This is a genomic window from Rhodococcus sp. Q (assembly GCF_005503035.1).
Taxonomy (GTDB): Bacteria; Actinomycetota; Actinomycetes; order Mycobacteriales; family Mycobacteriaceae; genus Rhodococcus_G.
The window spans coordinates 190,267-211,782 of the sequence record NZ_SCOY01000005.1; the positions used below are offsets into that span (position 1 = coordinate 190,267).

Below are 21,516 nucleotides of genomic sequence, written 5' to 3' on the forward strand. Positions count from 1 at the left end.
GAACAGGTGACTGCAGACGATCCCGTACTTTCCGCCAAGGGTTTCCCCAGCACGAACCAGGGCCTGCCCCGCATGAGCGACGGCGTCACCGCGCGAAGCGCCCACGAACCCGATGCGGGTGGCCACTTCGGCGCCTACGGTGGCCGCTACGTCCCCGAGGCGTTGATGGCGGTGATCGAGGAGGTCACCGCCGAGTACGACAAGGCCCGCGTCGATCCGGCGTTCCTGAACGAACTGGACCGCCTGCAGCGTGACTACACCGGCCGGCCGTCCCCGGTCTACGAGGCGGCCCGGCTGTCCGAGCACGCGGGCGGTGCGCGCCTGCTCCTCAAGCGCGAAGACCTCAACCACACCGGGTCGCACAAGATCAACAATGTGCTCGGGCAGGTGCTGCTCGCCAAGCGGATGGGCAAGACCCGCGTGATCGCGGAGACCGGCGCCGGTCAGCACGGCGTCGCGACCGCGACGGCGTGCGCACTCCTCGGACTCGAGTGTGTCGTCTACATGGGTGAGGTGGACACCAAGCGGCAGGCGCTCAACGTCGCACGGATGCGCCTGCTCGGCGGCGAGGTCATCCCCGCGGTCACCGGATCGGCGACACTCAAGGACGCGATCAACGAGGCGCTGCGCGACTGGGTCACCAACGCGGACAACACGTACTACTGCTTCGGCACCGCGGCGGGCCCGCATCCGTTCCCGACGATGGTCCGCGACTTCCAGCGCATCATCGGCCTCGAGGCCCGCGCACAGGTCCGCGCGCTGACCGGCAGGCTGCCGGACGCCGTCGCCGCGTGCGTCGGTGGCGGCTCCAACGCGATCGGCATCTTCCACGCCTTCATCGACGACCCGGCCGTGAAGCTGGTCGGATTCGAGGCAGGCGGTGACGGTGTGGAGACCGGACGTCATGCGTCGACGATCGCGGGCGGATCGCCGGGCGCGCTGCACGGCGCGTACTCCTACCTGTTGCAGGACGACGACGGTCAGACCATCGAGTCGCATTCGATCTCGGCCGGCCTCGACTACCCCGGCGTGGGGCCGGAGCACTCGTTCCTCAACGACATCGGACGGGCCGAGTACCGCCCGGTCACGGACACCGAGGCGATGGATGCGTTCGCGCTGCTGTGCCGCACCGAAGGCATCATCCCGGCGATCGAGTCCGCGCACGCCGTCGCGGGTGCACTGAAGCTCGGCCGGGAGCTGGGTGAGGGTGCGATCGTGCTCGTCAACCTTTCCGGTCGCGGTGACAAGGACGTCGACACCGCCGCCACGTGGTTCGGGCTCATGCCGACCGATTCCGACACCGACACCGCAACCGAGGGGGAAGACAAGTGAGCGCGCAGCAGTCGCGACTGGGGGAGATCTTCGCGCAGTGCCGGGCCGAGAACAGGCCGGCTCTCGTGGGGTATCTGCCCACCGGCTATCCGACGGTACCGAAGTCGATCGAGGCGTTCGAGACGCTCGTCGACGCGGGCTGCGACCTGATCGAGGTCGGCGTCCCCTACAGCGATCCGGTGATGGACGGCCCGACGATCCAGGCGGCCGCCGACGAGGCGCTGCGCGCCGGATTCCGTGTGCGCGACGTGTTCACGGCCGTCGAGGCGATCACGAAGGCCGGTGGCAAGGCGGTCGTCATGACGTACTGGAACCTCGTACTCAAGTACGGCGTGGACGAGTTCGCCCGCGACCTCGCCGCCGCAGGCGGACTCGGCATCATCACCCCGGACCTGATCCCGGACGAGGCCGCCGACTGGATCGCGGCCTCCGACAAGTACGGACTGGACCGGATCTTCCTCGTCGCGCCGAGCTCGACGAACGAGCGGCTCGCGATGACCCTCGACTCCTGCCGGGGATTCGTCTACGCGACGTCGACGATGGGTGTCACGGGCGCCCGCGACGCCGTGTCGAACCTGGCGCCGGAGCTGGTGGCCCGGGTGCGTGAGCACTCGGACATCCCGGTCGGTGTCGGTATCGGCGTCCGCTCGGGTGCCCAGGCCGCCGAGATCGGGGCCTACGCCGATGCAGTCATCGTGGGATCCGCACTGGTCGCCGCGGCCGGGCAGGGGATGGACGCGTTGCGGGCCCTCACGGTCGAACTCGCCGAGGGTGTCCGTTCGGCTACCGTGGCGTCGTGACGTCAACTGTCGACATCCTCGCCTATATTCCGAGCCCACCGCAGGGCGTGTGGCAAGTCGGTCCGTTTCCGCTGCGCGCCTACGCGTTCTGCATCATCGTCGGCATCCTCGTCGCGGTGGTGTGGGGTGACCGTCGCTGGGTCGCGCGCGGCGGCGAGAAGGGCACGGTCCTCGACGTCGCCATCTGGGCGGTGCCGTTCGGTCTGATCGGCGGCCGCCTCTATCACGTCCTCACCGACTGGAGCACGTACTTCGGTGAGGGCGGCAATCCCGGTGACGCACTGAAGATCTGGCAGGGCGGGCTCGGAATCTGGGGTGCCGTCGCACTGGGCGCGGTCGGCGCCTGGATCGGGTGCCGTCAGCGCGGTGTGTCCGTTGCCGCACTCGGTGACGCCATCGCCCCGGGAATCCTGTTGGCGCAGGCCATCGGTCGGCTCGGCAACTGGTTCAACCAGGAGCTGTACGGGCGCGAGACCACGATGCCGTGGGGCCTCGAGATCTACGAGCGCGTGAACGACGCGGGGCGTCTCGATCCGCTCACCGGTACCTCCAACGGGGTCGTCGAAAGGATCGTGCACCCGACGTTCCTGTACGAGTTGGTCTGGAACGTGCTGATCGTGATCCTGCTGGTCGTCGTCGATCGCAGGTTCCGGATCGGGCACGGACGCCTGTTCGCGCTGTACGCCGCCGGATACAGCCTCGGCCGGTTCTTCGTCGAGCTCATGCGCGACGACTACGCGACCCACATCGCGGGCATCCGTATCAACTCGTTCACCTCGGCGATCGTGTTCGCCTGTGCGATGGCATACTTCGTGCTGGCCACCAAGGGTCGGGAGACGCCTGCCGAGCTGCGTATCGGGGCGGCCCGGGAGCGCTATCTCGCGGAGCATCCCGAGCCGGCCGACGGCGCCGACACGGATGGCGTGGACGGTGCCCAGGCAGACGACGCCGACGACACCGGGGGTGTCGCCGCCGACGACGATGAGAACAGCACCACAGGGGGGAACGAGAAGTCATGACCGCACCGAACGACGACTGGCAGAAGCGGATCGAGAACGGGCAGGGTTTCGACCCGATGGCCGCGTTCGCGGCGCAGGGGCCCGACGATCAGCAGACGACGTCCGCGTACCCCCCGCCGGGGCCGGTCTACGGTGCGCCGGGCACCGGGCCCAGCTACGCTCCGCACCCGCAGGTCTCCGCCGTCCCCGGATACGGATACCCGGGCGTCGATCCGACCGCCCCGTACGGTCGTGATCCGTTGACGGGGGAGCCGCTGTCGGACAAGACCAAGATCGCGGCGGGGCTGCTGCAGATATTCCTTGGCGGGTTCGGTGCCGGTCGCTTCTACACCGGCCACACCGGTATCGCCATCGGTCAGATCGCCGCCACCTGGTTGACCTGCGGGATCGGCGCGATCTGGCCGCTGATCGACGGGATCATCATGCTGGCAGGCAACACCCGGGACTCGCGGGGTCTGAAACTGCGGAGCTGATCGGCCCCCGGCCGATCCCGTCGGAGAACGGCATCTCGACCGCGCCCTCACCTCGCGTCTACACTGTGCGCACCCGAGTGTGACGCTCGGTCGACCATCCTCTGCGCGCCACACCCGGACGCCGCCTGCCTCACGGCCAGTGCCGTGACGGCGGCCTCCCGTGGAGGTGTCCAGGTGCTGTTCTCCCAACTGCCCGCACCGCAGGGCCTGTACGACCCGGCGCGCGAATCCGACTCCTGCGGGGTCGCGATGGTGGCGGACATTCACGGCAGGGCGGATCACGGCATCGTCGCCGACGGTCTGTTGGCGCTGGCGAACCTCGAACACCGTGGGGCAGCCGGAGCGGAACCGAACAGCGGTGACGGCGCCGGGATCCTGGTGCAGTTGCCGGTCGACCTGTTGACCGCGGTTGCCGGGTTCGACCTCCCCGACGTGAACGATTCCGGCGAAGCCGCGTTCGCCGCCGGGATCTGTTTCCTGCCGCAGGAATCCGCGCCGCGGGCCGCAGCGGTCGCTCGAATCGAGGCGATCGCAGCCGAGGAGCACCTCGAGATCCTCGGATGGCGGGAGGTGCCCGTCGATCCGGACGGCGCCGACATCGGCATCAGTGCCCGCGGGTGTATGCCGTACATGAGCCAGTTGTTCGTCGCGGCACCCGTCGGCCCGGGCGGCCGCCGACCGTCCGGTGTGGACCTCGACCGGCTCGTCTACCCCCTGCGCAAACGTGCCGAGCAGATCCCCGACGACCCGGCGCTGGGCGTCTACTTCTCGTCGCTGTCGTCCCGGACGATGGTCTACAAGGGCATGCTCACCACGACGCAGCTGCCGGTGTTCTTCCCCGACCTGCGGGACGAGCGGTGCCGCAGCGCGATCGCGATCGTGCACAGTCGTTTCTCGACCAACACTTTTCCGTCGTGGCCGCTGGCACATCCGTTCCGGTACGTCGCACACAACGGCGAGATCAACACCGTCCGCGGAAATCGGAACCGGATGCGGGCCCGTGAAGCGATGCTGGCGTCCGACCTCATCCCCGGTGATCTGACTCGGCTCTACCCGATCTGCACGCCGGACGCGTCGGATTCCGCGTCGTTCGACGAGGTGCTCGAACTGCTGCATCTCGGCGGGCGCAGCGTCGAACACGCGGTGATGATGATGATCCCGGAGGCGTGGGAGAACAACCGGGCGATGCCCGCGGACCGCCGCGACTTCTACCGCTACCACGCCTCCCTGATGGAACCGTGGGACGGCCCGGCGTGCGTGACGTTCACCGACGGTGTCCGGGTCGGCGCCGTTCTCGACCGTAACGGGCTGCGCCCCGGCCGGTGGTGGCTCACCGAGGACGGCCGCGTCGTCCTCGCCAGCGAGTCCGGTGTCCTCGACATCGATCCGTCGCGGGTGCTGGCGAAGGGACGACTGGAGCCGGGGCAGATGTTCCTCGTCGACACCGCCGCGGGTCGGATCGTGCCCGACAGTGAGGTCAAGGGGGAACTCGCGGCCGCGGAGCCGTACGCGGAATGGTTGTACGCGGGTCTACTCTCGCTCGACGAACTGCCGGACCGACCTGCCGCGGTGCACCCGCACGAGTCGGTGGTCCGCAGGCAGATCGTGTTCGGGTACACGGAGGAGGAACTGCGGCTTCTGCTGACGCCGATGGCGGCGGCGGCCGGTGAGCCGATCGGGTCGATGGGCACCGACACTCCGATCGCGGTCCTGTCGCAGCGGCCGCGCCTGCTCTACGACTACTTCGTCGAGCTGTTCGCGCAGGTCACCAATCCGCCGTTGGACGCGATCCGGGAGGAGGTCGTCACCTCGCTGTCCCGGGTGATGGGTCCGGAGCAGAACCTTCTGCGGCCGACGGCGGCCTCGTGCAGGCAGATCGTGTTGCCGTGGCCGGTGCTCGACAACCGGGCCCTGAACAGGATCGTCCACATCGACGACGAGGGCGAGCATCCGGGGCTCGCGGCGACGGTACTGCGCGCGCTCTACGAGGTGGACCGCGGCGCCGACGGGATGCGCGAGGCGATCGAGGACCTGCGTTCGCGCGCGAGTGCCGCCATCGCCGCCGGGTACCGCACGCTCGTCATCTCGGATCGGGACGCCGACCGGTCGCATGCGCCGATCCCGTCGCTACTGGCCGTCTCGGCGGTGCACCACCACCTGATCCGGACGAAGGAACGCACGCGGGTCGCGCTCGTCGTGGAGTCGGGGGATGCCCGGGAGGTCCACCATGTGGCGATGCTCATCGGATTCGGAGCGGCGGCCGTCAACCCGTATCTGGCGATGGAGACCATCGAGGACCTGGTCCGCGAGGGTGAACTGAGGGGCCTCGAATCGCAGGTGGCCGTACGGAACTATCTGACCGCCCTCGGCAAGGGCGTGTTGAAGGTGATGTCCAAGATGGGGATCTCGACCGTCGGGTCCTACACCGCCGCACAGGTTTTCGAAGCGATCGGACTGGATCGCGATCTGGTGGACGAGTACTTCGCCGGCACCGTCTCGACGCTCGGAGGCGTCGGGATCGACGTGCTCGCCGAGGAGGTCCGCAGGCGGCACCGTCTCGCCCACCCCGCGAATCCGAGTGATCGCGCATTTCAGCGCCTCGACGTGGGCGGCGAGTACCAGTTCCGCCGCGACGGCGAACTGCACCTGTTCACCCCCGAAACCGTGTTCCTGCTCCAGCATGCCACCCGAACCGGCCGACGCGAGGTGTTCGCCCGCTACAGCGACACGGTCAACACGCTCGCCGAGCAGGGTGGGGCGTTGCGCGGGCTGTTTCGTTTCCGAGAGGACCCGGCGACGGCGGTCCCACTCGACGAGGTCGAACCCGTCGACGCGATCGTCGCCCGGTTCAACACCGGCGCAATGAGTTACGGGTCGATCTCCGCCGAGGCCCACGAGACGATGGCGATCGCGATGAACCGCCTCGGGGGACGATCCAACACGGGCGAGGGAGGCGAGACTCCCGACCGGCTGCGTGATCCGCTCCGGCGCAGCGCGGTCAAACAGGTCGCCAGCGGCCGCTTCGGCGTCACCAGCGACTATCTCGTCAACGGGACCGACATCCAGATCAAGATGGCGCAGGGCGCCAAGCCGGGCGAGGGCGGCCAGTTGCCGCCGTTCAAGGTGTACCCGTGGGTGGCGTCGACACGGCACTCGACGCCCGGCGTCGGGTTGATCTCCCCGCCGCCGCACCACGACATCTACTCCATCGAGGACCTGGCGCAGCTGATCCACGACCTCAAGAACGCCAACGACCGTGCCCGCATCCACGTCAAACTGGTCAGCTCCGTCGGCGTCGGTACCGTGGCCGCCGGTGTCTCGAAGGCCCACGCCGACGTCGTGCTGATCTCCGGGAACGACGGTGGTACCGGCGCCTCGCCCCTGACCTCGCTCAAGCACGCCGGCGCCCCGTGGGAGATCGGCCTCGCCGACGCGCAGCAGACGCTGGTGCTCAACGGTCTCCGCGACCGGATCACGGTCCAGTGCGACGGCGGGTTGCGCACCGGTCGGGACGTCATGGTCGCGGCCCTCCTGGGCGGTGAGGAGTACGGATTCTCGACGGCACCGCTGATCGTCGCCGGGTGCATCATGATGCGCGTCTGCCACCTCGACACCTGCCCGGTCGGCGTCGCCACCCAGAACCCGGTGCTGCGCGCGCGGTACACCGGCAAGCCGGAGTTCGTCGAGGAGTTCTTCCGGTTCGTCGCCGAGGAGGTGCGTGAACACCTGTCGCGGCTCGGACTGCGCAGTCTCGACGAGGCGATCGGTCGCGCCGATCTGCTGGAGACCGCGGAGGGGGTGGCGCATTGGAAGAGTCGCGGCCTGGACCTGTCGCCGATCTTCGCGGTCCCCGCAGGCGACGGTGGGCAGTCGGTGCCGCAGCGGCGCCGGATCCGCGAACAGGATCACGGACTGGCAGAAGCGTTGGACCGCAGTTTGATCCAGCTCGCCGACGGTGCGCTCGAGGATGCCCGCCCCGTCCGGCTGCGACTTCCGGTCCGCAACGTCAACCGCACCGTCGGCACCCTGCTCGGGGCGGAGGTCACCCGCAGGTACGGGGCCGACGGTCTGCCCGCCGACACCATCGTGGTGGAACTGACGGGATCGGCGGGTCAGTCGCTCGGGGCATTCCTGCCGCCCGGTGTCACCCTCGCTCTGACAGGTGATGCGAACGACTATGTCGGGAAGGGTCTTTCGGGTGGACGGATCGTCCTGCGGCCCGCCGCGGATGCTCCGTTCGACGCGCAGGAGCAGGTGATCGCGGGCAACACGTTGCTGTACGGTGCGACCTCGGGTGAACTGTTCGCGCGCGGGCAGGTGGGGGAGCGCTTCTCCGTCCGCAACTCGGGGGCGACCGCGGTCGTCGAGGGGGTCGGCGACCACGCCTGCGAGTACATGACCGGCGGCAGGGTCGTCGTCCTCGGGCCGACGGGCCGCAACCTCGCAGCGGGTATGTCGGGCGGAATCGCCTACGTACTGAACCTGGATCCGACCCGGGTCAACACGGCGATGGTCACCCTCGAATCGCCCGACCCGGACGACCTGGAATGGCTCCGCGTCGTCGTGGCGCGACACCGGGAGTACACGGACTCGCCGGTGGCGGCGTCGATGCTGGCCGACTGGCCTCGGCGGGCGGCCCTGTTCACGAAGGTGCTGCCGGTCGACTACCGGCGGGTGCTCGAAGCGGGCCGCCTCGCGCGGGCAGAGGGACGCGACGTGGACACCGCGATCATGGAGGCCGCTCGTGGCTGATCCGCACGGATTCCTCACCGTGAACAAGCGAGAGGCACCGAAACGGCCCGTTTCCGAGCGGGTGCGTGACTGGGCCGAGGTCGGCGCCGAGCAGTCCGCCGAGACGCGGGCCGCCGATGTGGCGCAGCAGGCCACCCGGTGCATGGACTGCGGAATCCCGTTCTGCCACTCGGGGTCGGCGGGCTGCCCGCTCGGCAACCTGATTCCCGAGTGGAACGACCTCGTTCGACGCGGCCGGTGGGACGCCGCCGCCGACCGGTTGCACGCCACCAACAACTTTCCGGAGGTCACCGGCCGGATCTGTCCCGCCCCCTGCGAAGCGGCGTGCGTGCTGTCGATCGCCGAGAACGACACCGGCGGCAGCGTCACGATCAAACGGATCGAGCAGGCCGTCGCCGATGTGGCCTTCGAGACGGGGGCCGTGACGCCGCGGCCGGCGATCGTGTCGACCGGCCACCGGGTCGCGGTGGTCGGCTCCGGGCCGGGCGGGCTGGCGGCCGCGCAGCAGTTGACGCGGGCCGGACACGACGTCACCGTCTTCGAGCGCGACGACCGGCTCGGGGGACTGCTCCGGTACGGCATCCCGGCCTTCAAGCTCGACAAGGCGGTGATCGACCGCAGGATCGACCAGATGCGCGGCGAGGGAACCCGTTTCGTCACGGACTGCGAGGTCGGGGTCGACGTGACCGTTCCACGGTTGCGTGAGGAGTTCGGGGCGGTCGTCCTCGCCGTCGGCGCGCTGCGTGCCCGGGACAACACCGAGGTCCGGGGTCGCGAACTGGAGGGGATCCACCTGGCGATGGAACACCTCGTGCTGGCGAACCGGGAATGCGAGGGCGACGGCCCGAGCCCCGTCACCGCACGCGGCAAACACGTGGTGATCATCGGCGGCGGTGACACCGGCGCCGACTGCCTCGGCACAGCCCATCGGCAGGGCGCCCTCTCCGTGACCCAGTTGGACTACCACGCGGAGGCCCCGGTCGTACGCGACGACGAGCGGTCGCCGTGGCCGTCGTGGCCGATGGTCCTGCGTACCTCGCCCGCCCACGCGGAGGGTGGCGTGCGGCGTTACGAGGTTGCGGTGCAACGTTTTCTGGGTGACGAGCGGGGTCGCGTGCGGGCCATGTCGCTCGCGGAGGTGCGGGTGAGTCGCGACGAGCAGGGTCGCAGGCACATCGCGCCGGTCGGCGAGGAGGTCGAATTGCCCTGCGATCTGGCGCTTCTCGCGATCGGCTTCGAGGGTGTCGAGCACAGCGCGCTGCTGGACGGACTCGAGCTGCCGCTGTCCGGGAGGGGCGTTCTGTCGTGTGGTCCGGACTGGCAGACGTCGGCGCCGGGGGTGTTCGTGTGCGGTGATGCGCACCGCGGCGCGTCGCTCGTGGTGTGGGCGATCGCGGAGGGCAGGTCGGTGGCACACGCGGTCGACGGATTCCTCACCGGCGACTCGGATCTCCCGTCGCCGGTGCATCCGACGGCGCTGCCCCTCGAGGTCCTGTGACGGGGCTGATCTCGTGAACGCGGCGGTGACACGGCGGTGAACGCTTTACACGAGTTCATTGTGTTCATGGGGCGGGAATAGAACTGAATCGGTTCACAGACTAGGCTCGCACAGGTGACTCGACGGACAAAGATTGTGTGCACCCTGGGCCCTGCTGTTGCGACCGGGGAACGAATTCGCGAGCTCGTCGAGAGCGGCATGGATGTCGCTCGGCTCAACTTCAGCCACGGTGAGCACGCCGACCACGAACACAACTATCGGCTCGTGCGAGATGCCTCCGACGCGAGCGGCAAGTCGGTCGGCATCCTCGCCGACCTGCAGGGCCCGAAGATCCGGCTCGGCCGGTTCGCGACCGGGTCCACGGTGTGGGAGAACGGCGAGGAGGTCCGGATCACCGTCGACGAGGTCGACGGCACTCACGACAGGGTCTCGACCACCTACAAGGAACTCGCTGCGGACGCGAAGGCGGGCGACCGCCTCCTCGTCGACGACGGCAAGGTCGGACTCACGGTCTCGCGCGTCGAGGGCAACGACGTGGTCTGCATCGTCACCGAGGGCGGTCCGGTCAGCAACAACAAGGGCGTTTCCCTGCCCGGTATGAACGTCTCGGTTCCGGCGCTGTCCGAGAAGGACATCGCCGACCTCGAGTTCGCGCTCGGGCTCGGTGTCGACTTCATCGCGCTCTCCTTCGTCCGCTCGCCCGCCGACGTCGAACTCGTGCACGCCGTGATGGACCGCGTCGGCCGGCGGGTGCCGGTCATAGCGAAGCTGGAGAAGCCGGAGGCGATCGAGAACCTCGAGGCCGTGGTGCTGGCGTTCGACGCGGTGATGGTCGCCCGTGGCGACCTCGGTGTCGAGCTGCCGCTCGAGCAGGTGCCGCTGGTGCAGAAGCGCGCCATCCAGATCGCCCGTGAGAACGCCAAGCCCGTCATCGTCGCGACGCAGATGCTCGACTCGATGATCGAGAACTCCCGTCCCACTCGCGCCGAGGCCTCGGACGTCGCGAACGCCGTGCTCGACGGTGCCGACGCGGTGATGCTGTCCGGTGAGACGTCGGTCGGAAAGTTCCCGATCGAGACGGTCGAGACCATGGCCCGCATCGTGGAGGCCGTCGAGACGGAGTCGACGCGGGTGCCCCCGCTGACCCACGTGCCCCGAACCAAGCGCGGCGTCATCTCGTACGCGGCCCGCGAGATCGGCGAGCGGCTCGACGCGAAGGCTCTGGTGGCGTTCACGCAGTCCGGCGACACGGTTCGCAGGCTCGCGCGACTGCACACTCCGCTGCCGCTGTTGGCGTTCACGCCGCTGCCCGAGGTGCGTAGTCAGCTGTCCCTGACCTGGGGCACCGAGACGTTCCTCGTGCCGCCGGTCTCGACGACCGACATCATGATCGGGCAGGTCGACACCGCACTGCTCTCGCTCGGTCGGTACAACAAGGGCGATCTCGTCGTTATCGTCGCCGGATCGCCGCCCGGCACCGTAGGCTCCACCAATCTGATTCACGTCCATCGGATCGGGGAAGAGGACCATAGGTGAGTGATGCGGCGGTCGAGCTGGTGAGCCCGCAGGAGCAGGAGCGTGGCGAGGACCTGGAGACCCTGCTGGGTCTGCTCGAACTCGAGCAGATCGGCGAGGATTCGTTCCTCGGCAGGCACCCGACGGGCAGGCAGCTCGGCAGCCGCACCTTCGGTGGGCAGCTGGTCGCGCAATCGATGATCGCGGCCGGCTACACCGTCGACGGTGACCGTCCGCTGCACGTCGTCAACGTGCACTTCATTCGCGGCGGCGACCCCAAGGAGCCGATCGAGTACCGGGTGGAGCGCTTCCGTGACGGCCGCGCACTGGCCAACCGGCAGGTGACGGCGATCCAGGACGGACGCGAGCTGTCCGTCGCGCTGGTCGCGTTCCAGGAGCACGGTCGCGGACTCGAGCATGCCGTGCCGCGGCCCGACGTGCCCGCACCGGAGACGCTCCCGACCATCGGGGAGCGGCTGGTCGGCTTCGAGGACACGCTGCCGCACTTCGTCGGGGCGCTGCGCCCGATCGACATGCGCTATGCCAACGACCCGGCATGGATTCTCAAGGGCACCGGCGAGACGCTCGGGCACAACCGGGTCTGGATGCGCACCGACGGGCCGCTCCCGGACGACGGCCGGTTGCACGCCGCCGCCCTGGCATACGGTTCGGACACCACCGTCCTGGATTCGATCATCACCACCCACGGACTGTCCTGGGGCCTGGACCGCATCGTCGCGGCGACGGTCAACCACTCGATCTGGTTCCACCGCCCGCTGCGTTTCGACGAGTGGGCGCTGTATGCGACGGAATCGCCGGTGGCCTCGGGATCCCGCGGACTCGCGACGGGCCGATTCTTCTCCCACTCGGGTGAGCTGCTCGCGACGGTGGTACAGGAAGGCATGATCCGGCACTTCCCCAAGCGAGGCTGAACGGCGCGCCGCGACAACCGGCGGAGGTGAGTGGCCGTGGGATTCGGGACGCTCGCGCTGATCTCGGTCGTCGCGCTGCTCGGGCCCCTGCTCGCTGCGCGCAGGCAGTGGAACCTTCCCGTCGTGCTCGGAGAACTGCTCGCCGGGATGCTGATCGGGATCAGCGGTCTCGACGTGATCGACCCGGGCGACCCGATTCTGGCGTTCCTCGCCGACATCGGGTTCGCCCTGGTCATGTTCGTGGCGGGCACCCACGTCCCGATGCGGGACGCGGCGATCCGCCCGGCCCTGCGCCGCGGGGTGCTCCGCGCTGGCCTGGTCGGGCTCGCCGCCGTGCCCGTCGGGATCGGTCTGGCGACCGCGTTCGGCACCGGTAAGGCCGGCCTGTACGCGGTGCTGGTCGCGTCGTCGTCAGCGGCACTGGTGCTTCCGATCGTCGACTCGCTGCGCCTCGGCGGCCCGTCCGTGGTCGACACCGTCGCGCAGGTCGCCGTCGCCGACGCCGCATGCATCGTGGCGCTGCCCTTGGTCATCGACCCCGGCAGGGCGCCGCGCGCCGCGGTCGGTGCGGTGGCGGTCGCAGTCGGTGCCGCGGTCGTCTACATGATCTTTCGGGTGATGGTCCGCAGCGGATTCCAGGAACGGCTGCACCGAGTATCCGAGAAGCGCGGATTCGCCCTCGAGCTGCGCGTGAACCTCGTCCTGCTCTTCGCGCTCGCCGCCCTCGCGACGTCCATGCACGTGTCGGTGATGCTCGCCGGATTCGCGCTCGGACTGGCACTGTCGGCGGTCGGGGAGCCGCGCAGGCTCGCCCGCCAGCTGTTCGGTCTCACCGAAGGATTCCTCGGCCCTCTGTTCTTCGTCTGGCTCGGGGCCTCGCTCGACCTCCGCGCGCTCGTCGAGGATCCCGTGTACGTCGGTCTCGGGCTGGCGCTCGGATTGTCGGCGGTCGCGGTGCACTCCCTCGCGAGGCTGCTCGGGCAGCCGCTGTCACTGGCGGCGCTGTCCGCGGCGCAGCTCGGAATCCCGGTGGCGGCCGCGACCGTCGGAACCCAGCTCGGGCTGTTCGCACCCGGCGAGGCCCCCGCCCTGCTCCTCGGAGCGCTCGTGACGATCGGGATCGCCGCTGTCGCGGGAGGTCTCGCCGTGCGGCGCGGACTGCTGCGGTCGTGAGCCCGCGACCAGCAGTTACTCGGACGGCGCTACCGCGGCGGAGTTAGAATTCGCGCACTCCCACCACGCCAGGAGGGGTCACGATGCCCGAGTCGTCGTCGTTGGACTGGAACCACGAGCTGTGGAACAGCGTGCGGTGGACCCTGGAGGCGTTCGGGATTTCCGCGGTCTGTTTCGTTCTCGCCGCGATGGTGCTGCTGCGCTACACCAGGTGGGGTCGGCAGTTCTGGCGGATCAGCGGCCCCTACTTCACCGGCCGCGACAGCGCGCCGGTCTGGGGGCTGCTCGCCGCAGTTCTGTTCATGACGGTCTTCGCGGTGCGGATGACGGTGTTGTTCTCGTACCAGGGCAACGACATGTACACGGCACTGCAGTTGGCGGCGCAGGCATTTGCGCAGGGCGATGCGGCCGCCCTGGACGCGGCCGAGTCGGCGTTCTGGACGAGCCTCGTGGTCTTCGCGATCCTCGCCACCATTCACGTCGCGCGGTCACTCCTCGACTTCTACGTCGGCCAGGCGTTCGACATCCGCTGGCGTCGCTGGCTCACCGACGACGTGACCACCGACTGGCTGGAGGGCCGCGCCTACTACCGGAACCGGTTCGTGGACTCGACTATCGACAACCCGGATCAGCGGATCCAACAGGACATCACCGACTTCGTGCAGATTTCCCGAACGCTGTCGATGGGGGCGGTCGGCGCGCTGGTCTCCCTCGTCTCGTTCACGAAGATCCTCTGGGACCTGTCCGGGCCGATGACGGTGTTCGGCACCGAGGTTCCCCGGGCGATGGTGTTCCTCGTGTTCGCGTACGTCCTCCTGTCGACGATCGTGGCGTTCTGGCTCGGCCGGCCGCTGATCCAGCTGAACTTCTGGAACGAGCGGCTCTCGGCCAACTTCCGCTACGCCCTGGTCCGGGTCAGGGACGGCGCGGAGAACGTCGCGTTCTATCGCGGGGAAGGGGTCGAGCGACACGGCCTGCTCACCCGGTTCGCCGCGGTACTGCGGAACTACTGGCAGATCGTGTTCCGGACCCTGAAGTTCAACGGCTGGAATCTCGGTGTCAACCAGGTCGCGGAGGTGTTCCCGATCCTGATCCAGGCGCCCCGGTTCTTCTCCGGCACCATCACACTCGGTGACGTCACCCAGTCGGCCACCGCGTTCGGTCAGGTGCACGATTCGCTGTCGTTCTTCCGTGAGTCGTACGACACCTTCGCCGGTTACCGCGCCAGCCTGATCCGTCTCGACGGGCTGCGCGACGCCGATCGCGCCTCGCGGGAGATGCCCGCCCTGGAGTCCCGGGACCTGGACGCGGCGCTCGAGATCGAGGGCTTGCACGTTCGCACCCCGGACGGTTCCCCGCTGGTGACGGCCCTCGACCTGACGATGGCGCGGGGGGAGACGCTCGTCGTCAAGGGCCGTTCGGGCAGCGGGAAGACGACGCTGCTGCGGAGTCTTGCGCAGATGTGGCCGTACACCGACGGGAGGATCGGTCGTCCGCCCGGACGTCGGACGCTGTTCCTGTCACAGATGCCGTACCTGCCGCTCGGGGATCTGCGGACGACGGTCGCCTACCCCGGCTCCGTCCGAGACCTCGATGACGACGGATCGGCCGACGACACGATCCGGGAGGTTCTGCGCAAGGTCCAGCTGGGCAACCTCGTCGGGCGTCTCGACGAGGAACAGGACTGGGCGAAGGTGCTGTCGCCGGGAGAGCAACAGCGGATCGCGTTCGCGCGAATCCTGTTGCTGCGCCCGGACCTGGTGTTTCTCGACGAGGCGACGTCCGCTGTCGACGAGGGACTGGAGTACTCGCTCTACGACCTGGTCCGCTCCGAGGTTCCGGACTGCATGCTCTTCAGCGTCAGCCACCGCAGTTCGGTCGACCAGCACCACTCACGCCAACTGGAACTGTCCGGTGACGGGGCGTGGGAGCTGTCGACGGTGTCGGTCTGAGGTGCGTCGCGAGTCGGTGTCGGTCCGCGGGTCAGGGCCGCCAGCCGGCGGGCATGTGCTCGTCGGCGAACGCCAACTTGATGCGGATGAGTTCCGAGCGGTTGGGCTTGCCGGACTTCATCAGCAGCCCCTCGACCGCGGCCTGCTGGTCGTAGAACTCGATCTGAACCGCATCCATCTTGACGCCGACCAGCGGGCGCACCGGCCCGGGCCTAGGCATGGCCGAGGGCTCCGTCGGAGGTCCGGGCGACCGGGCCCCTGCCTGACAATTGGATCTCGACCGCATGCCGTGTCGCGCTCACCGGTGACCTCCCGAGGATCAGATCGTGTGCGTTGGACCGTGTTGGGTTGGCGTGCGGACGAATCCGCACAAGTCTGCACAGGAGAGTAGCGAACCGAACGGTCTCTGCAGGCGGTTTGACCGTATTGGCCACCGCGAGTGTCCGGATCACGATCCGGGCAAGGGGGATAACGATTGGGTGGCGATCGAATCGGCACCGCGGGGCGCGGAATACCGTGACCAAAAGACTGTGTCCTGAATCACAGTGCGGCTCCGAGGGTTCGGTGTGACGGAGGTCGATCGGATGAGTGCGTCGACACGAGGCTGGCGGCATCTTGTACTGCTCCTGGTGGCGGCGGTGGTCGTGCCACTCGGCATCGCGGTCGGCGCGGCCGGAGTCGCGTCCGCCGACCCCTACTCGCGGCTGCGTGAGGACTGGGTTCCGGCGCCCGGCGGAGTCGGGTACATCAAGGTCCGTACCTGGCTCGCCGCGAACGGGAGCAACCGGAGCGTCTACCTGCTCGACGGGCTGCGGGCCACCGACGACGTGAGCGGCTGGGAACACGAGACCAACGCTGCGTGGCTCTCCGAGCACGGCGTCAACGTCGTCGAACCCGTCGGCGGGAAGGCCAGCTTCTACGCAGACTGGTACGCGCCCAACAACTTCACCCGTCAGCCCTACACCTACACGTGGGAAGCCTTCCTGACTCGCAACCTGCCCGACTTCCTTGCCGCGCGGTACGGATTCAGTCGATCCCGCAACGCGGTGGTGGGACTGTCCATGGGTGGCAACGCGGCACTGATCCTCGCGTCGAGGCATCGTGACCAGTTCGCGTTCGCCGGCGCACTGTCCGGCTACCTCAACCTGTCGGCGCCCGGCATGCGGGAAGCCATCCGGATCGCGATGCTCGACGCCGGTCTCTACAACTCGGACTGCATGTGGGGTCCACCGTGGGATCCGGCCTGGCTGCGTCACGACCCGTTCGTCCAGGCCGAAGGGCTCCGCGGCCTGCCGATGTGGGTGTCGGCAGGCAGCGGACTCCCGGGCGATCACACCCGCCCCGCTGCTCCGATCGACTACTGGAACACGACGGTGGGAATGGGTCTGGAAGCGCTGTCGCTCGCCCAGTCCCGCGCCTTCCAGGTGCGGCTGCTGACGATGGGCATCGACAGCGCTCACTTCGAATTTCCGAACACCGGCATCCACTCCTGGCCCTACTGGCAGGACCAGTTGTGGGCGATGCTGCCGATGATGAAGGGCGCGATCGGAGCCTGAGGTCCGGTTCCGGACCGGTCGACTGCGCCGCCCACGCCCGCGCCGTCCGATGCCGCCCCGGTCGATCCTGTTGCCGGACATCGTCCGTTCCTGATTCGCGGCCGGATCCTGCTGAACGGCCCCGGTCGCACACGTTTGTTCGTACGCTGCCCGGTGGCGGAGTTGTCGAGTGGTGAGGACGGTGTGGCGGGTGTCGCGTGCGGTGGGCCGGGTACTGGTGGTGTCGGCCGTCGTGGCCGTGATGTCGGCGGGGGCGGCATCTGCATCTGCGGACAGTGGTCCGGATGTCGGTGGGCTGCGCTACGACCAGACCACCTCGGTCGGAGTGCACAACACCTACGAGAAGGCGACCTATCCCTTTCTCGTCGACGCTCTCGAGGCCGGTGCCGGACTGATCGAACTCGACGTGTGGACGAACGCAGGCGGAACCGGCTGGCGGGTGTCGCACGAGAATCCGTTGGCGAACGAGAACAACTGCGTCGGCGGTGGTTCGGTCGACGGACCATCGGGACCGCGGAACGGTGACCTCGGCGCCTGCCTGACAGATCTGCGCACGTGGCACGACGCGAACCTGGCTCACCGCCCGGTGCTGGTGAAGATCGAGATGAAGGACGGGTTCGGCGCGGTACCGGTCGATGGATCGGCCGGTTCGGCCGGAATCGCGCGCGGGCCTGCCGAATTCGATGCCCTCGTGCAGGAACGACTCGGTGACGCGGTGTACCGGCCGGCGGATCTGCTCGGCGCCGCCGCCACCCTCGACGACGCCGTCCGTGAGCGCGGCTGGCCGACCCGCGACGAGCTCGCGGGTCGGTTCCTGATCGACCTGATCCCGGGCACCGTCGAAGAGGCGAACCCGTTCGACGCCCTGTGGACGGACAGTGAATATGCCGCCCACCTGCGTGATCTCGCGGATTCGGGTGACCTGACCTCCGCCGTCGCGTTTCCCGCAGTCAACGGCGCCGCACCCGGCGATCCGCGACTGCGATACGCCGACGTCTCGCTCCGGCCCTGGTTCGTGGTGTTCGACGGGGATGCGTCGGCCTACGTCGACAGCGACGTCGACACCGGGTGGTACCGGGACAACAACTATCTGCTGGTGATGACCGCCGCGCACGCAGTGGTACCGGCGATCGACAATCGAGTCCCCGATCCGGTGGCGGCATCGGCACGGGTCACCGAGCTGGCGGGCCGCGCGGCGAATGTGATCACCTCCGACTGGGCGACGTTGCCCTCGGTGCTGTCCCAGGTGGAGCCGCGTCGCTGATCGTCGAGGCCCGCGTGCCGTGATGCCGGTGTTCGTCCCCCTCACCCCGACACGCTGACCGTCGCGCCGATCCAGTCGTCGTGGCGCAGTGCGTCGGCATGTACCTGCCCCACCTGACCGCGTGTGACCTGAAGGCCCTCGATCCGGTCGTGAACGTCGACGTGGGCGGGTGCCGCGTCGTTGTCGGGTGATCCGTCGGTCAGCGAGACCGGGCGGATGATCGTCCAGTCGAGATCGCTGCCGCGGACGACGGCCTCCTGCGCCTCGCTGTCCGCGAGCTGGGGGGCCAACACCACACGGAAGAACAGCTTCAGCGGCAGCGACAGCCGCCCGAAGGTGTCGCCGAGCCCGTAGGTGGTCTGCACGACGATCCGGCGAATCCCGTTGGCCCCCATCGTCTCGACCACGCGGCGCGTGCCCTCGGATCGGACGTCGAGTGGCGTCCGTGCCCGACCGAACAGGCGCACTCCGAACGGATTGTCCGAGATGCCGAGAATCACGACGACCGCCTCCTGACCGACCATCGCCTTCCCCAGCGCGTCGGGGTCGAAGACGTCGCCGGTGACCGTGCGGACGTTCTCGGACGTCGGCGCCGCGGTGCGCGCGAACGCCGTTACGTCGTGTCCGTCCCGGACCAGCGCTGTGACGGCGGCCGCGCCGGTTCCCCGGCTTGCTCCCACTACCAAAACCTTCATGTCGTCCACTCCCTCGTCCTCGATTCCGGTCTCTCCGGGTGTCTCCCAGACTCGACCCGTCGGCCGATACGATCAATGCCTATTTGGCTCGATTTATTGCTCGACCGTCCAATGAGTGGAATGCTTGGACGCATGCACACCGACCTGCTCACCGCCGCGCTGCAGGACTTCGGCATGACCGGCGTCTTCTATGCGGTGTCCGACCTGGCCGCACCGTGGGGCATCGACATGCCGCCACTTCCGGGGACGATGATCTTCCACCTCGTCACGGAGGGTTCGGCGGTGGTACGCGTCGGCGACGTGGAGTGTCGGCTCGAACCGGGCGACGTCGCGCTCGTGCCGCGGGGCACGGGCCATCTGTTGGCGGACTCGCCGGACACTCCCGGCACCCCGCTGTTCGACCTTCCGCGAGAAGAGCTCACCGACCGGTACGAGCGAATCCGGATCGACGGTGGCGGTACGCCGTGCCGACTGGTGTGCGGTGCGGTGTCGTTCTCCGGTCTCGGCGTCGCGCGCCTGGCGCGGACCCTGCCCCCGGTGCTCGTCACTTCCGGAGCGGACGCCGGGTGGCAACGCGCCGCGCTGGACGTCATCGCGGCCGAGTCGATCACCCCTCGTCCCGGCAGCGACGTCGTCACGGCCCGCCTCGCGGACGTGCTGGTGGTCCAGACGATCCGGTCGTGGTTGGAGGAGTCGTCACCGCGGCAGGGCTGGGTCGCCGCGGTGCGCGATCCGGCCGTCGGCGCGGCGCTCGCGGCCTTCCACGCGGAACCCCACCAGGCGTGGACGATCGAATCACTGGCGAAGGCGGCGGGGATGTCGCGGTCGGCGTTCGCAGCCCGGTTCACCGACCTCATGGACGAACCGGTGATGGCATACGTGACGTCCTGGCGCATGGATCTCGCGGCCCGGCTCGTCCGGGGCGGCGGACTCTCCCTCGGCCGGATCGCCACCCGCGTCGGCTACCGCTCGGAGGCGGCGTTCAACCGTGCATTCCGGCGTTGGCACGGCTGCACTCCCGGGGCCTTCGCGCGACGCGGGGCCGCGTTCCAGGAACAGATCGGCCGGGACGAGACCGCGGTGACAGGGTAGGTCAGCGCCCGGCCGCCTCGGCCCGTGCGGCGATGTCGTCGAGATCGGTGGCCATCGCCTTCGTCGTCGCCTTCATGCCGATGCCACCGAACACCGCCATCATCACCTTCGTCACCAGCGACGACGACCCGACCTCGGCGGAGAATGTCATCGTCAGGTCCGTCCCGGGGCCGGCTGCGGTGACAGTGAACGTGGTGGTGTAGTCCGTGCCCGACGAGTGCGCCTTGACCACTGTGCGGCGAGGCGCGTCGATCTCGGCCACCCACATCTCCTCGGTGGCCTCCTTGCCGAACATCTTTCGCGTCTCACGCCAGCGGGTGCCGACCTCGTAGCCGGCGCCCGCGACCCGCTCGACGCGAGTGACGCCGGACAGGGTCTGCGCGGCCGAGTTGAGGTCGGTCAGCACCGCCCAGACCTGTTCCGGGGTTGCGGCGACGTGTCGTTCGAGACGTATCTCCTTGGGTGCCATCGGCATTCCTCCTGAGCCCGGTGTTCTCGATCAGGTGATGGTGAAGCCGCCATCGACGGCGATGGTCTGCCCGGTGACGTAGCCGCCTGCGTCCGAAGCCAGCCACACCAGGCTGGCTGCGAGTTCGGTGGGATCGCCGGTGCGGCCGAGCACGATTCGCGGTGCCTGGCTGTCCAGGTAGCCGTCCTTGTAGTTGTCGGTCATCTCCGACTGGAAGAAGCCGGGCGCGAGGGCGTTCACGCGGATGCCCTTGCGTGCCCCCCACTGCTGTGCGAGGTCGCGGGTGAGGCCGATGACCCCGGCCTTGCTCGCGGCGTACGCCGCCTGCGGCAGCTGCGCGGTGGTGAGGCCGAGGATGCTGGCGATGTTGACGATCGAGCTGCCCGGCTGCATTACCCGGCCGCACGCCTGGGCGCACCAGTAGGACCCGTTCAGGTTGATGTCCACCACCGAGCGGAACTCGTCGGGCGTCTCCCGGGTGGCGGGGACCGCCGTCCCGATGCCCGCGTTGTTGACCAGGACGTCGACGCGTCCGAACTCGGCCATCGCGGCGTCGACCATCGCCTGGCACTGCTCCGGCACGGCCACATCGGTCGCGACCGACAGCGCACGTCGCCCCGCTGCCCGGACGAGATTCGCGGTGTCCTCGAGCTTGTCGGTGCGGCGGGCCGCGAGCACGATGTCCGCTCCTGCCTCGGCACAGGCCTGGGCGAACGCCACACCGAGTCCCGACGATGCGCCGGTGACGATGACGACCTTGTCGTCGAGACGGAACTTGTCGAGCACGGACATGTGGCCACCTTCTCCTGGAACGAACACACTTTGGCCCACTAAACCACTTCTGGCGACCGCGGTGACCGTCGCGCCACGCGCAGAGCGAGCAAGGCGTCCCGGTACGATGTCGGCGTCACTCCGGCGGCGGATCGCTGGGAGGGGCGCCATACCCGGGGGTTCGACCTTGCCCGGGCTACGCGGACATCGCCGGGCCAGGTCA

Annotated in this window: 17 protein-coding genes; 13 read left to right on the forward strand and 4 right to left on the reverse strand. The window is 68.8% G+C overall.

Translation table 11 applies throughout. The features are described 5' to 3' along the window. Window positions 1–72: 72 nt before the first annotated feature. The 10 genes from trpB to FFS72_RS07970 all read left to right on the forward strand — a co-directional run bounded on the left by trpB (window position 73) and on the right by FFS72_RS07970 (window position 15,446). Window positions 73–1,332: a tryptophan synthase subunit beta gene (trpB, locus tag FFS72_RS07925; protein WP_137873514.1), complete on the forward strand. Its 1,260-nt coding sequence runs from the start codon at window positions 73–75 to the stop codon at window positions 1,330–1,332. Then, window positions 1,329–2,132 (forward strand): tryptophan synthase subunit alpha, encoded by an 804-nt coding sequence (gene trpA / locus FFS72_RS07930; protein ID WP_137873420.1) that lies wholly within the window; start codon window positions 1,329–1,331, stop codon window positions 2,130–2,132. The genes trpB and trpA overlap by 4 nt, the downstream gene beginning before the upstream one ends. Next, entirely contained in the window at window positions 2,129–3,151 is a 1,023-nt protein-coding gene (gene lgt, locus FFS72_RS07935; protein WP_137873421.1) for a prolipoprotein diacylglyceryl transferase, read from the forward strand. The genes trpA and lgt overlap by 4 nt, the downstream gene beginning before the upstream one ends. Then, entirely contained in the window at window positions 3,148–3,624 is a 477-nt protein-coding gene (locus FFS72_RS27100) for a TM2 domain-containing protein (RefSeq protein ID WP_137873422.1), read from the forward strand. The genes lgt and FFS72_RS27100 overlap by 4 nt, the downstream gene beginning before the upstream one ends. A gap of 174 nt (window positions 3,625–3,798) precedes the next feature. Further along, the gene (gltB, locus tag FFS72_RS07945) at window positions 3,799–8,376 is read left to right on the forward strand and encodes a glutamate synthase large subunit (RefSeq protein ID WP_137873423.1); all 4,578 of its coding nucleotides are present in this window, start codon (window positions 3,799–3,801) and stop codon (window positions 8,374–8,376) included. Next, window positions 8,369–9,874: a glutamate synthase subunit beta gene (locus FFS72_RS07950; RefSeq protein WP_137873424.1), complete on the forward strand. Its 1,506-nt coding sequence runs from the start codon at window positions 8,369–8,371 to the stop codon at window positions 9,872–9,874. Before gltB ends, FFS72_RS07950 begins: the two co-directional genes overlap by 8 nt. A gap of 114 nt (window positions 9,875–9,988) precedes the next feature. Then, window positions 9,989–11,410 (forward strand): pyruvate kinase, encoded by a 1,422-nt coding sequence (gene pyk / locus FFS72_RS07955; RefSeq protein ID WP_137873425.1) that lies wholly within the window; start codon window positions 9,989–9,991, stop codon window positions 11,408–11,410. Next, complete coding sequence (locus FFS72_RS07960; RefSeq protein ID WP_171018599.1) at window positions 11,407–12,321, forward strand: acyl-CoA thioesterase II; 915 nt, start codon at window positions 11,407–11,409, stop codon at window positions 12,319–12,321. The genes pyk and FFS72_RS07960 overlap by 4 nt, the downstream gene beginning before the upstream one ends. Before the next feature lie 36 nt (window positions 12,322–12,357). Further along, window positions 12,358–13,494 (forward strand): cation:proton antiporter, encoded by a 1,137-nt coding sequence (locus FFS72_RS07965; RefSeq protein WP_137873426.1) that lies wholly within the window; start codon window positions 12,358–12,360, stop codon window positions 13,492–13,494. Window positions 13,495–13,577: 83 nt separating this feature from the next. Then, a complete protein-coding gene (locus tag FFS72_RS07970; RefSeq protein ID WP_137873427.1) occupies window positions 13,578–15,446 on the forward strand; it encodes an ABC transporter ATP-binding protein/permease in 1,869 nt (622 codons plus the stop codon). 31 nt (window positions 15,447–15,477) lie between these two features. Here FFS72_RS07970 and FFS72_RS07975 read toward each other — a convergent pair whose 3' ends face one another. Next, window positions 15,478–15,666 (reverse strand): hypothetical protein, encoded by a 189-nt coding sequence (locus FFS72_RS07975; protein ID WP_137873428.1) that lies wholly within the window; start codon window positions 15,664–15,666, stop codon window positions 15,478–15,480. A 364-nt stretch (window positions 15,667–16,030) separates the two neighbouring features. Between FFS72_RS07975 and FFS72_RS07980 the strand changes: the two genes are divergently transcribed. Together FFS72_RS07980 and FFS72_RS07985 are read left to right on the forward strand one after the other, a co-directional pair. After that, window positions 16,031–17,002 (forward strand): alpha/beta hydrolase, encoded by a 972-nt coding sequence (locus FFS72_RS07980; protein WP_137873429.1) that lies wholly within the window; start codon window positions 16,031–16,033, stop codon window positions 17,000–17,002. A 190-nt stretch (window positions 17,003–17,192) separates the two neighbouring features. Continuing rightward, the gene (locus tag FFS72_RS07985) at window positions 17,193–18,266 is read left to right on the forward strand and encodes a phosphatidylinositol-specific phospholipase C domain-containing protein (RefSeq protein ID WP_249353180.1); all 1,074 of its coding nucleotides are present in this window, start codon (window positions 17,193–17,195) and stop codon (window positions 18,264–18,266) included. 41 nt (window positions 18,267–18,307) lie between these two features. On the opposite strand, the gene FFS72_RS07990 is transcribed toward FFS72_RS07985, so the two are convergent. Next, window positions 18,308–18,961, reverse strand: coding sequence for an NAD(P)-dependent oxidoreductase (locus FFS72_RS07990; protein ID WP_249353181.1), 654 nt, complete (start codon window positions 18,959–18,961; stop codon window positions 18,308–18,310). A 132-nt stretch (window positions 18,962–19,093) separates the two neighbouring features. Between FFS72_RS07990 and FFS72_RS07995 the strand changes: the two genes are divergently transcribed. Further along, window positions 19,094–20,053, forward strand: coding sequence for an AraC family transcriptional regulator (locus FFS72_RS07995; protein WP_137873517.1), 960 nt, complete (start codon window positions 19,094–19,096; stop codon window positions 20,051–20,053). A gap of 1 nt (window position 20,054) precedes the next feature. Here the strand turns inward: FFS72_RS07995 and FFS72_RS08000 are convergent, their stop codons facing one another. Further along, window positions 20,055–20,522 (reverse strand): SRPBCC family protein, encoded by a 468-nt coding sequence (locus tag FFS72_RS08000; protein ID WP_137873431.1) that lies wholly within the window; start codon window positions 20,520–20,522, stop codon window positions 20,055–20,057. Between the two features lie 30 nt (window positions 20,523–20,552). Further along, entirely contained in the window at window positions 20,553–21,314 is a 762-nt protein-coding gene (locus FFS72_RS08005; RefSeq protein ID WP_137873432.1) for an SDR family NAD(P)-dependent oxidoreductase, read from the reverse strand. Window positions 21,315–21,516 lie beyond the last annotated feature (202 nt).

Bases quoted from the DNA above. Each gene is read 5' to 3' on its own strand.
- trpB (WP_137873514.1), top strand. From the start codon at position 73: ATGAGCGACGGCGTCACCGCGCGAAGCGCCCACGAACCCGATGCGGGT.
- FFS72_RS27100 (WP_137873422.1), top strand. From the start codon at position 3,148: ATGACCGCACCGAACGACGACTGGCAGAAGCGGATCGAGAACGGGCAG.
- FFS72_RS07970 (WP_137873427.1), top strand. From the start codon at position 13,578: ATGCCCGAGTCGTCGTCGTTGGACTGGAACCACGAGCTGTGGAACAGC.
- FFS72_RS07975 (WP_137873428.1), bottom strand. From the start codon at position 15,666: ATGCCTAGGCCCGGGCCGGTGCGCCCGCTGGTCGGCGTCAAGATGGAT.
- FFS72_RS07980 (WP_137873429.1), top strand. From the start codon at position 16,031: ATGAGTGCGTCGACACGAGGCTGGCGGCATCTTGTACTGCTCCTGGTG.
- FFS72_RS07990 (WP_249353181.1), bottom strand. From the start codon at position 18,961: ATGAAGGTTTTGGTAGTGGGAGCAAGCCGGGGAACCGGCGCGGCCGCC.
- FFS72_RS07995 (WP_137873517.1), top strand. From the start codon at position 19,094: ATGCACACCGACCTGCTCACCGCCGCGCTGCAGGACTTCGGCATGACC.
- FFS72_RS08000 (WP_137873431.1), bottom strand. From the start codon at position 20,522: ATGGCACCCAAGGAGATACGTCTCGAACGACACGTCGCCGCAACCCCG.
- FFS72_RS08005 (WP_137873432.1), bottom strand. From the start codon at position 21,314: ATGTCCGTGCTCGACAAGTTCCGTCTCGACGACAAGGTCGTCATCGTC.